Source organism: Streptomyces sp. NPDC048603, from assembly GCF_043199475.1.
Taxonomy (GTDB): domain Bacteria; phylum Actinomycetota; class Actinomycetes; order Streptomycetales; family Streptomycetaceae; genus Streptomyces.
In genome coordinates this window covers 498860-510887 of sequence record NZ_JBICVY010000002.1, presented here as the reverse complement: position 1 = coordinate 510887, position 12028 = coordinate 498860, and the positions used below count along the sequence as shown (strand labels likewise).

Genomic DNA, 12028 nt, shown 5'->3' with positions numbered 1-12028 from the left:
GATCGATCGCGCTCATCGCTCTCCCATCGATTTCAAAACATGTTCCGATATCACTGTAGCGCGGACCGGCACCGCGAACCACCATCGGACCACGGGTAGTTGCCGACCGTAAACTATTGTCCTGTTTCCGGCCCGGGAGCCGGCCCGGGGGCCAGATCGGCGACCGACAGCGGGCTTCCGCCATCAGGCGCGGCCGGTTCGGGGTAGCCCACCGCCTCGGTCAGTTCCTTCCAGGCGCGGGCGACGGCCAGCGGGCGCTGACTGCCCTGCAGTGGGTCGGCGCCGGCGGCGACGCGTTCCCGCAGCCCGTCCAGGGCGGTCAGCACCCCCTCCCCCCACACCTCGTGCATCGCGGCCGCCCAGGTGGGCGTCCCGGGGCCGCCCACGCAGGCGCCGGTGGTGCCCGAGCCGTGCGGCCACCGCTCCGCCGCGTCGGACGGGTCCGGCAGGAACTGTCCGGTCGTACCGGAGGGCATCCGCAGCACCGGGCTCCAGATCACCGGCCCGTGGGTGTTGGCCAGCATCAGGTTGCCCGCGTCGGTGCCGATGGTGATCCGGTGCAGCAGCAGGCTGGTGCTGTCGTCCCCCGGCTGCATCCGGTTCTCCATCCGGAGCGTCAGCGGGACACCGGCCACCGTCCCGTCCACGCTGACCAGCGGGCGGCCGGCCGTCCCCGTGACCGGGGCCAGCGCCCAGGGGCGCAGCCCGTCGAAGATCCCCGCCAGGATGTCCAGCAGGTCGAAGGAGACCTGCACCGCGCACAGGGCGTCCACGAACACCGGCTCGCGCAGCATCAGCAGCCGGCGCGCGGCCGAGGTGAAGCGGCGGACCGGTTCGAGGTGCGGGTAGAAGGTGTTCACCTGGTACTGCGCCCCGGCCCGGCGGGCCACCCGCAGACAGTCCGCCAGCTCGTCCGGGTGCACCGGGTGTTCCTGCAGCACGTGGATGCCGCGTTCGAGCAGGGCCCGGGCCAGCTCGGCGCCCCGGCCCCCGCCGACCGCGGTCGACACCACGACACAGGCCGCGTCGACGTCCCCGGGCAGCTGCTCGACCTTGTCGTACAGCGGGACGCCGTACCGCTCCGCGAGCGCCACGGACCGGGCGCTGCCCCGGGCGAGGATCCCGGCGAGCTCGAACCGCCCGGGCTCGGCCCGGGCCAGGGCCGAGAGGTACACCTGGCCGAACCGCGTGCCGCACACGACGATCCGCATCGGGCCCTGCTCCGCGGCGTTCACCGGCGGTCCGCCGCGGGCGCCGCGAGGGCCTCCGCCGTACGGGCCACGTGCGGCGGCGCGAGGCAGCCCAGGTGATCGCCCGGTACGTCGACCACGGTCAGCTCGCCCAGGCACACCTCCTGCCAGAAGCCGACCGCGTCCGAGGGCGCTCCGGCCGGGCGGAGGATTGTGATGTCCCCGGCGTACGGCAGCGGCTGATGGTCCGCCGGCCGGCCCCCGGCCCCGTGGCCGGGCACGACGGCCAGCCGCCGCACCGTCACGTCCGCCTCGCTCAGGGCCCGGGCCAGTGCCAGGGCGATCAGGCCGCCGGGGCCGTGGCCGATGATCTCGACCTCCCCGTGTCCGGCGGCCCGCACCTCCCGCGCGTAGGTGACGCCCAGTTCCTCGACGAGCCCCGGCGCGGTGAGGTCGGGCCGCCGTTCCCCTTCGGGTACGGCGAGTCCCGACAGCGGCCCGCCGGAGGACAGTTCGGCGATCAGCTCCCGGTACGGCTCCAGGGATCCCGATCCGCCGTGCACGAGCAGCCGTACCGGCCCGTGCCCCGATCCGCCCAGCGGGACCAGCGGCGACCGCCGGGCCGGGGCCGCAGGCTCGGGGGCCTCCGCGGTCGCGGCCGCGGCCGCCGACTGCAGCCGCGCGGCCAGGCCGGCGACGGTGGGCAGGTCCAGCAGGGCGCGCAGCAGTACGTCGAAGGTGACGGGGGCGGCCTCGGGAATGCGTTCGCGGACCTGCCCGACGAGCTGCGCCGCCAGCAGCGAATTGCCTCCGGCATCGAAGAACCCCAGGTCGCGGCCGCCGGGTTCGGCTCCCAGCACCTCGCCCCAGAGCCGGGCGAGCTGCTGTTCCAGGCCGGGCCGCGGAGGCTCCGAGGTCTCGGTCCGCGGCGCGCCGCCCGCCGGCACCGACGCGAGAAGCCGCGCGCGGTCGACCTTGCCGTTGGGTGTCAGGGGCAGGGTGTCGACGATGCGCACCCGGGCCGGGACCATGTGCGCGGGCAGCCGTTCGGCCACCCACGCCACGAGCTCGGCACCATCGGCGGACGCGGTCCGCTCCCGCGGGATCACGAAGGCGATCAGGGCACGCTCGAAGGCGTCGCTGCCGGCCGCCAGCACCACGCAGGTGCCGACCACCGGGTGCTCGCCGAGGACCGCCTCGATCTCGCCGAGTTCGATCCGGTGCCCGCGTATCTTGACCTGCTGGTCCGCACGGCCGCAGAACTCGATCTCGCCGTCCGGCAGGTAGCGGCCGAGGTCGCCGGTGCGGTACAGCTGCTCTCCCGTGTCCGGATGCGGGAAGAACCGCTCGGCGCTGCGCGCGGGGTCGTTCAGGTAGCCCGTGGCCAGTCCGGTGCCCGCGATGTACAGCTCGCCGACGACCAGGTCGGGGCGGTCGCGCAGGGCGCCGTCGAGCACGTGGAACCGCTGGTTGGCGAGCGGGATCCCGTACGGAATGCTGCGCCAGTGCGGCTCGACGCTCCTGATGCGGTGGTGGATCGACCAGATCGCGGCCTCCGTCGCGCCGCCCAGGCTGACCAGTTCGGCGTCCGGTACGTGCCGTGCTGCGTGGGCGGGCAACGACAGCGGGATCCAGTCACCCGACAGCAGGGCCAGCCGCAGGCTGCCGAGTGCGGCCGGTTCGACGTCCAGGTAGTGCATCAGCATCTGCAGCTGCGCGGGCACCGAGTTCCACAGCGTGACACCGTGCCCGGCCACCACCGCGGCCCAGTGGGAGGGGTCGCCGCGGCGGGCGGGGTCCGGCAGCACCAGGGCGGCGCCCACGGCCGGCGGGCCGAACAGGTCGTAGACCGACAGGTCGAAGCCGAGCGCCGCGAGCCCGAGGACCCGGTCGCGGTCGCCGACGCCGAAGCGCAGGTTGATGTCGTGCACCGTGTTCGCGGCGGCGTGGTGGGTGATCATCACGCCCTTGGGCACGCCGGTGGAGCCCGAGGTGTGCATGACGTACGCGAGGTCGCCGGGGGCCACCGGGGCGTCCCCGGTGGCGGGATCCAGGGGAACCGAGTCCAGGGGGACCGTCCGCACACCGGTGACGTCCACCGCCTCGACCCCCGGCGGCGGCGCGGCGGTCGCGGTGCCGGCGACGACCGCGAACCGGGCGCCGCTGCCGGTGAGGATCCGGTCCCGGCGGACCCTGGGCTGGCCGAGGTCCACGGGCACGTACACGCCCCCCGCGAGCAGCACGCCGAGCACGCCGACGGCCTGCTCCCGGCTCTTGTCGATCAGGACGCCGACGAAGTCGCCGGGGCGGCAGCCGGCCGCCCTCAGCCTCTCGGCCACCCCGGCGGCGCGCCCCAGCCACTCCCCGTAGGTCAGCGAGCCGGCCGGGTCGACCACCGCGAGCCGGTCCGGGTGGGTGCGGGCGTAGGCCACCAGGGGGTCGTGCAGCAGGCCGTCCGGGGCCGGCGCCCCGGTGTCGTTCACCGCGGTCCGGCGGGCGCGCTGCCGGTCGGGCAGGGGCTGCGGATCCACCGCCGCCCAGGTCCCGTCGCTCGCGGCGAGCCGGTGCAGCAGCCCCTCGAACGCGGCGAACATCTCGTCCACCATGCCGTCGGGGAAGACGCCCTCGCGTACGTCCCAGTTGATGTCCAGGCCGCCGTACGGGTCTCCGACCTGGCAGTCGATCCAGACCTGCGGGGTCTGGCTGATCCCGTACACCGGGCGCGGCTTCCGGCCGGCCGGGGACACCGTGGTGCCGCCGACGCCGATGCTCCCGGTGAACACCACGGGCAGCACCGCGGCGGCCTCGCGCCCGCGGCGCCGGGCGAGCTCGCGCAGCACCTCCACCCCGCTGTACAGCCGGTGGTCGAGGTCGTCGAAGACCCGCTCGCCCAGGGCGCGGGCCCGTTCGGCGAAGCCGCTCCTGCCCCGGGGCTCGACGGCGAGCAGGCTGAGGGAGGTGAAGTCGCCGAGCAGCCGGTCCACGTGCGGGTGCAGCGGCATCCGGTTGAGCACGGGCAGGCCGAGGCAGAACCGCTCGGTGCCGCTCCAGCGGCCGATCGTCTCCGCGTACGCCGCCAGCACCGCGTTGGCGGGGGTGCTGCCGTGCCGTGCCGCGCGCTCCTTCAGTGCCCGCCACACGCCGTTGTCCACGGTCGCGGTCAGCCTGCGGAACCGCGGCGGCGTCGCCGCCGGGTCGTGGTCGTCGCGCAGCGGAAGCGCCGGCGCGCCGGGCAGACCGTCGATGCGGTCCCACCAGTAGGCGCGGTCGCGCTCGTACCGGGGGGTGTCGCGCAGCGCGCGCTCCGCGAGCACGTAGTCCCGGAAGGTGACGTCCACCGGGGGCAGTTCGCAGTCCGGGCGCCGGTAGCGGAGGTCCAGCTCGTCGAGCGCCTGCTGCATGCTGAGCCAGTCCAGGGCCATGAAGTCCACCGACACGTGCAGCAGGCCGCGCTCGCCGGACAGGGTCAGGCGCAGCTCGTACATGGGGCGTTCGCCCGCGGGGTGCACCGCGTGGGACAGGTCGTCGCGCACTCCGGCGACCGCCTTCGCCACGGTGTCGGGGGACGCTCCGCGGAGGTCGGCGACCTCGATGCGGGTGTCGGGCGGCTCGGGCAGGACGCGCTGGGTGCCGTCCTCGGAGATGACCGTGCGCAGGGTGTCGTGGCGCCGGACCAGGCCGTCCCAGGCCTGCTGGAACCGGTCGGGGTCGAGGTCGGCCGGGTACTCGAACTCCAGGTAGACGTGGCAGGAGACGCCGCCGTAGTCGAAGGCCGCGTTGCGGCCGAACAGATAGGCGGACTGGATGTCGGTCAGCGGGAAGGGCCGGTGGCGGTCCTCCGGCCGGGCCTGCCACACCGGCTCACCGGTGTGCGGCCGGTCTCCCTCCGGGCCCGCCGCGGTGTCGGCGACCAGGGCGAGCAGCGCCGCCTTGGAGCGGCGCAGTACGGCCAGCCGCTCGTCGGTCATCACTCCGCGGGGGGCGCGGAAGCGCAGCCGGTCGCCTTCGCGCCACAGGCGGATGCCGGCGCTCCGGAACTCTTCCAACACGTCGGTGGCGTTCGGATCGTTGGCGTTCACACCGCACCCTCTTCGCAGTCGTCCCCGTTGTCCCGGTCGTCGGCCGGCCGGTCCCCGGCGGCGGCACGCAGCCGGTCGGTCAGCGCAGCCAGCGCGGCGACGGTCGGTGTGCGCATGACCTCGCGCATGGGCAGTTCGACGCCCCAGGCCCCGCGGACCTCGGCGACGAAGCGCGTGGCGAGGAGGCTGTCACCGCCGAGCCGGAAGAAGTTCTCGTCCCGGCCCACCGACTCCAGGCCGAGCAGCCCCGTCCACCGCTGTGCCAGGAAGGTCTCGGTGGGGCCCTGCGGCGGCTCGCCCAGGTCGCGCGGCCGGTCCGCGGACTGTTCGAGGACGGTCCGTATCCGCCGCCGGTCGACCTTTCCGTTGCCGCTGAGGGGCAGGGCGGGGAGCACGGCGACGCGGGCGGGGACCATGTGCTCGGGCAGCCGCTCCGCGGTCCACCGGCGCAGGCCCTCACCGTCGATGCCCTCGGCCGTGCCGGGCCGCTCCGCGACGAGGAGGACCTCGCCGGTGGCCTCGGCGTGCAGGACCCGCACACCGGTCAGTCCGGCCGCGGCGCAGGCCCGCGTCCACCGCTCGCGGCCGTGCAGCCAGGCGGACTGCGGCCGGCCTTCGCCGAACCTGCCCGCGCGGGCCTCCAGCGGCAGTGCGGTCACCAGGGCGAGCGGCGCGGGGTGTTCGCGTTCGAGCAGGTAGAGGCGTCCGCCGGGGGCGAGCAGCAGGGCCATGGTGGCCACGGCCGTCTCCGGGTCCGGCATCCGGTGCAGCACGTTGTTCGCCACGACGGCGTCGAACGCGTGGACGTGCCGGTCGGCGATCGCGCCGGTGCCCTGCGCCGCCGTGTGCGTTCCGTGCCCCTGTTCCCGCAGCTGTGCGGCGGCCTTGGCCAGGGACGGCGCCGAGGAGCCGAGGAGCGTGTACGCGACCGGGTCCGGGGCCGGGTCGGCGTCCGGGCCGAGGTCCGGGGCCGGGTCCGTGGCGAGTGCGGCGAGCAGCCGCGCGGTGCCGCGGGCGCTCGTCACGTCCCACTCCGCCACCCGCGGCGGCGCGGCCCCGCCGGTCCGCGCGCGCAGGTCCCGCGCGACGGCGCCCAGGCAGGTGGCGGTGCCCGGCATCAGATTGTTGAGTGCCTCGGGGGCCAGGACCGGGTCGTCCAGCAGCGCGGCGGCGTCGGCATCGCCGGCCAGGACGGCGGTGAGCAGCGGCCCGGCCCATTCCAGGGCGGTGGCGACGGTGTCGAGGCAGGTCCCGCGGGTGGCCTCGCGGGCCTGCTTGATCCAGGCCGGGTCGGTCACCTCGCTCCAGCGCGGGCCGTGCCCGTACTGCGCTTCCTCAGCGTCCTCCGCGTCAGGCTGAGGTGTCAGGACGGAGCGCTGTACGAGGTACTCGAGCCAGATGTCCGCCACCGGCTGCTGCTGCGCGCTGACGGCGGTACGCCGGGCCGCGGTGCCGTCGGGTCCGGTCAGCGGTGCGAGGACGGCGGCGAGCAGCGCCTCCACCAGCCGGTGCTCGTGCAGGTGGGGACCGGGCTCCGGGGCGGCACCGGGTGCGGGCGGCAGGAACGGGGTGCCCCGGTGACCGCTCGCGGCCGTGCGGTCCGCTGCCGTGCGCTCCGCGTCCCCGGGGTCCGCGTCCCCGGGGTCCCGGCCGGGCGCCGGCGGGTGTTCCACGACCGCGGCGACGAGTTCCCTGCGGCCCTCGGTGAACGGTACGACCACGGCCTGCGCCACCGAGGGATGGGCCTGCAGGCAGGCTTCGATCTCCCCCAGCTCGACCCGGAAGCCGTTGATCTTCACCTGGTGGTCGAGACGCCCCAGGAACTCCAGGTTGCCGTCGGGCCAGTAGCGTCCGAGGTCGCCGGTGCGGTACCAGCGTTCGCCGTCCTCGTCCGGGAAGCGGGCGGCCGTCAGTTCCGGGTCACCGCGGTAGCCGAGGGCGACACCGGTGCCGCCGATCCAGAGCTCACCGGGCACCCAGTCGGGGCAGTCCCGGCCTCGGCCGTCCACCACACGGAACTTCTGGTTGCGCAGCGGCTCTCCGTACGGGATCGACCGCCAGCCGTCCGGTACTCCGGCGACCTCGTAGGCGTTCGACCAGATGGCGGCCTCGGTGGCGCCGCCGAGTGCGATCATCCGGCACCGGCCGTCCGAGGAGCGGTCCAGCCGGCCGGGCAGGTCGAGGCCGATCCAGTCGCCGGACAGCAGCGCCAGCCGCAGTGTGCCGGGGAACGGGGACTCGCCGGCCGCGGTCAGCGCCATGTCGAGCAGGGCGGGGACGGTGTTCCAGACGGTCACCGCGTGCCGCCGGCACAGGTCCAGCCATTCGGCGGCATCGCGCCGGCCGGACTCCGCCACCAGGACGGCGGCACCGCCCGCCGCGAGGAACCCGAAGACGTCCCACACGGAGAGGTCGAAGTCCAGCGCGGACACCGCGAGGACCCGGTCGCCCTCTCCGATGCCGAACCGCTCGTTGATGTCCTCGACGGTGTTGACCGCGGCGCGGTGACTGAGCTCCACCCCCTTGGGGAGGCCCGTGGAGCCCGAGGTGAAGATCACGTAGGCGGGGTCCCCGGGGTCGGCGAGGACCGGGGCGTGCAGGGGCGGGCCCTTCATCACCGTGTCGATGTCCAGGACCTCGACCCCGGCTTCGGCGGGTTCCAGGAGACCGCTGCCGTCGAGGACCAGCCGGGCGCCGCTGAGCTGCAGGATGCGGGTGCGCCGCTCGGCCGGCTGGTCCACCCCGATCGGAACGTACGCGGCACCGGCGGCGAGCACCCCGAGCACGGCCGCGATCTGCCCCGCGCCCTTCGGGGCGGTCACGGCGACGTACGCGCCGCGGCCGACCCCGCGCCGGGCCAGGACACCGGCGACGGCCAGGGCGCGGCGCGCCAGCTCGTCGTGGGTCATGGCCCCGTCGTCGCCCCAGAGCAGGGCCGGCCGCCCGGCCCGCTCGTCGGCGTGCTCGAAGAACGCCGTGTGCAGGAGGTTCGAAGTCAGCGTACGGGTGCGCGAGTTGACCGCGAGCCGCCGCTGCCGCTGCTCCTCGGGCAGCGGGATGCCGGGGAGCGCGGTCTCCCACCGGCCTGAGAGCAGGCCGCGGACCAGTGCCTCGTAGGCGGCCATCATGGTGTCGAGCACACCGTCCGGGAAGAGCTCCTCCACGGCGTCCCAGACCAGCAGGACTCCGCCGTCGCGGTTGCGGTAGACCTGGTGGTCGAGCCAGATCTGCGGGGTCTGGGAGATCATCCACGCCGGCTCGCCGAAACGGGCCGCGAAGCCGTCCGGTACGAGCGGTGCCGACAGGTCGCAGGCGAACACGACCGGCGCGGTGCGGGGGGTGTCCGGGTCGGTGCGGACGAAGTCGCGGAGCACGTCGACGCCGGAGTAGGCGGCGTGGCCGATGTCCTCGTGCATCTGCTTCTGCACGGCGCGGGCGCAGTCGGTGAAGCTGTCGCCGGACAGGTCGACTTCCAGGAGCACCAGGCCCGTGAAGTCGGCCACGATCCGGTTGATCTGGGGGTGTGCGTCGAGGTCGCGGTCGAACAGCGGCAGGTTGAGGAGGAAGCGGTCCTCCCCGCTCCACCGGCCGAGCACCAGGGCGAAGGCCGTGGCCAGCACCACCGAGGGGGTCAGGCCCGCCTCGCCGGCCCGGCGCTCGATGACCGCCCACTCCTGTGCCGTCAGCTCGCGGGAACGGCGGACGAACCTCGGTGCGGTGACCGCGGTGGGGTCGACCGCCAGCGGCAGCTTCGGCCCTCCGGGCAGCGTCGGAACCCGCTGCTGCCAGTAGCCGCGGGCCCGTTCGCGTTCGGCGCCGCGGATCACGTCCTGGTCCGCGAGGTACCGGCCGAAGGTGTACGTGAGGTCCTCGAGGGCGCCGGGGCCTTCGGGGTCGTGCGGCCCGCCCCGGCCGACCGGGCCGTCGTAGAGGGCGGCGAGGTCGGCGAGGAGCACCCGGATGCTGGCCAGGTCGGCGGCCAGGAGGTCGACGTTGAAGTGGAGGCGGTCCTTCGCGCCGGGGAGCCGGGTCATCTGGACGTCGATGACCTCGCCCCGGTGGACGTCCATGCGCCGGTGGGACAGCCGGTCGCGCAGCGCCAGTGCCCGCGCCGCCGCCTCGTCGCCGGCGAGTCCCCGGTGGTCGTGGACGGTCACGCCCGGCCAGGCGGATCCGGGCAGTACGCGCTGGGTGGCGTCCTCGCCGAAGGAGACGCGCAGCATGGGGTGCCGTGCGATCAGTGCGCGGACCGCCCGCTCCAGGCGCTCGGGGTCGGCCTGCTCGACGTCGAACTCCAGATAGGCGTGGCAGCTGACGCCGCCGAGCGGCTGGTCGCCGGCCCGGCCGATGAGGTACGCCTGCTGCACCGGGGTGAGCGGGAAGGGCAGGTCCGGCGGGCCGGTGAGGTCGGAAGCGGGCTCGTCCGCTTCCGACCTCGGGCCGGCACCCGTGCCGGTGCCGGAGCCGGTGCCGGTACCAGGAGTGAGCAGGCCGAACCAGGCCGACAGCCGCGGGTCCTCGGACAGCTGGGCGAACGTGACCTCGGAGCCGGCCCGGGAGAGCCGGTTGGCCAGTCGCATCATCTCCAGTGACTGCAGGCCGAGTTCGAAGAGGTTGCTGTCGTCGTCCTCCGTGGTCAGTTCGATGCCCAGCAGGTCGGACACCGCACCGCGCAGGGCGTCCCGGTGCGTGGCGGTCTGCGTGGCGGCCGTGTCCGCCGCTCCGCGGTCAACGTTCCCCGATGACATTCCCAAGCTCCCTTGCACGCTTCCGAAATCAGTCCTGCTCGGTCTGCTCGCTCTGCTCGTCCTGCCCGCCCTGCCCGCCCGGCTTGCTCTGCTCACCCGGCTTGCTCTGCTCGCCCTGCTTGCCCTGCTCCACGAACTCCGCCAGCTCGGCGAGGGTCCCGGCCGCGAACATCGCGCGCATCGGCACGGTCACACCGAGCTCCTTGCGGATCCGCCCCGCCAGCTTCGCGACCAGCACCGAATGGCCGCCCAGGTCGAAGAAGTTGTCCTGCGGGGTCACTTCGGCGCCCTGGAGGGTCTCCGCGACCATCCGGCACAGGATCCGCTCGCAGGATTCCGGCTCGCCCCCGCCGGAGGCGGTGGACGGCGCCCCGGCGGACGGCCCCGAGGGGGACGGTGCGGCCCCGGCCGCCCGTGCCCGTTCCGCCAGCGCCTTGCGGTCGACCTTGCCGTTCAGCAGCGTCGGGAACCGTTCCAGCAGCACGATCCGCGACGGGACCATGTGCTCGGGGAGGGCCCGGCGGGCGTACTCGCGCAGCTCCGCCTCGGACACGTCCTGACGTGCAGAGGTCTTGACGTAGGCGGTGATGTACTGGGTGGCGACCTCCTCGCCGCCCACGGCCGCGACCACGATCTCCACCTCCGGGTGGCTTTCGAGCCGCGCCTCGATCTCCCCGAGTTCGATGCGGAAGCCGCGGACCTTCACCTGGCCGTCGATCCGGCCGGCGAAGTAGAGCTCGCCGTCGTCCCCGTGCCGGCCCCGGTCGCCCGACCGGTACATGCGGCTCCCGGGCGGTCCGTAGGGGTCGGCGACGAACCGGCTCGCGGTCAGCCCCGGACGGTTGAGGTAGCCGCGGGCCACTCCGCTGCCGGCCAGGTACAGTTCGCCCTCGCCGCCGTCGCGGAGCTCCCGCAGCCGGTCGTCGAGGACGTACACGGCGCCGCCGTCCCACGGCGTTCCCACGGTCACCTCGTCCTGGACGCCTTCGACCGGCCCGCCGATCGACGCGCCGACGGTCACCTCGGTGGGGCCGTAGGCGTTGTAGAGGCGCCGGCCCTGGGACCACTCCTCGGCCAGCGACCTGGTGCAGACGTCGCCGGTGGAGGTGATGGTGCCGCCGGCCAGCAGACCCTCGCTGTCGGTGATCCCCAGGGCCACGGGCGGCAGCACGGCGTGGTTGACCTCGTGCTTCAGCATGGTCTCGCGCAGCGACTCGCCCGGCATCAGGTCGTCCTGAGAGGCCATCACGAGGGTCGCCCCGTTGAGCAGGGCCAGGGCGAAGTCCCAGAACCAGGCGTCGAAGCTGAACGACGCCCACTGCAGGACGCGGTCGCCGCGGCCGACCCCGTACAGCCGCTGCTGGGTCGAGACCAGATCCGCGACTCCGGTGTGGCTGACCGCGACGCCCTTGGGGAGGCCGGTCGAGCCGGAGGTGTAGATGACGTACATCAGGTGGGCCGGCAGCAGCGGTGCCGGGCGCTCGTCCGCGGTGACGTTCCCGCCGTGCTCCCGCGCGCAGGCGTCCTCGAAGGACGGGTCGTCGAGGACGACCTCGGTGACGTCCAGCCCCAGGGAGGAGACGCTCTCCGTGCGCAGCAGCAGGACCGGCCGTGCGTCCACGACCATGTGGGCCAGCCGGTCCGCCGGATACGCCGGGTCCAGGGGGAGGTACGCGCCGCCCGCCTTCAGCACGGCGAGTACGGCGGTGATCAGGCGGGGCGACCGCGGGACGGCGACCGCGACCAGTGCGTCGGGGCCGACGCCGGCCGCGATGAGGCGTCTGGCCAGTCGGTTCGCGCCGGCGTTCAGCTCCGCGTAATCGATGACGGTATCCCCGAATACAAGTGACGGAGCATCACCCGATCCGGCAACCACGGACTCGAATAGATCCGAAACAGTCTTCAACTCCGCTCCCCCTCCTGCGCGCGTGCCCACACGGTCAACAGTCATGGACGATGTCATGGAGGTCCGCCGGGTGACCGTGCCGTGAAAGAACTCTTTCCCCGGATG

At 74.2% G+C, this 12028-nt stretch carries 4 protein-coding genes; all 4 read right to left on the bottom strand.

Going from position 1 to position 12028, the window contains the following annotated elements; translation table 11 throughout:
- Positions 1-113: 113 nt before the first annotated feature.
- From ACGFQ9_RS05860 to ACGFQ9_RS05845, 4 genes are read right to left on the bottom strand one after another with little or no spacing between them, the layout of a single operon-like run.
- Positions 114-1235 carry a Gfo/Idh/MocA family oxidoreductase gene (locus tag ACGFQ9_RS05860; protein WP_393571563.1) on the bottom strand — a complete coding sequence of 374 codons (1122 nt, stop codon included), beginning with the start codon at positions 1233-1235 and terminating at the stop codon, positions 114-116.
- Positions 1232-5269: an amino acid adenylation domain-containing protein gene (locus ACGFQ9_RS05855; protein ID WP_393571562.1), complete on the bottom strand. Its 4038-nt coding sequence runs from the start codon at positions 5267-5269 to the stop codon at positions 1232-1234. Before ACGFQ9_RS05855 ends, ACGFQ9_RS05860 begins: the two co-directional genes overlap by 4 nt.
- Complete coding sequence (locus ACGFQ9_RS05850; RefSeq protein WP_393571561.1) at positions 5266-10017, bottom strand: amino acid adenylation domain-containing protein; 4752 nt, start codon at positions 10015-10017, stop codon at positions 5266-5268. The genes ACGFQ9_RS05855 and ACGFQ9_RS05850 overlap by 4 nt, the downstream gene beginning before the upstream one ends.
- 28 nt (positions 10018-10045) lie before the next feature.
- Positions 10046-11923 carry an amino acid adenylation domain-containing protein gene (locus ACGFQ9_RS05845; RefSeq protein ID WP_393571559.1) on the bottom strand — a complete coding sequence of 626 codons (1878 nt, stop codon included), beginning with the start codon at positions 11921-11923 and terminating at the stop codon, positions 10046-10048.
- Between the last annotated feature and the right edge of the window lie 105 nt (positions 11924-12028).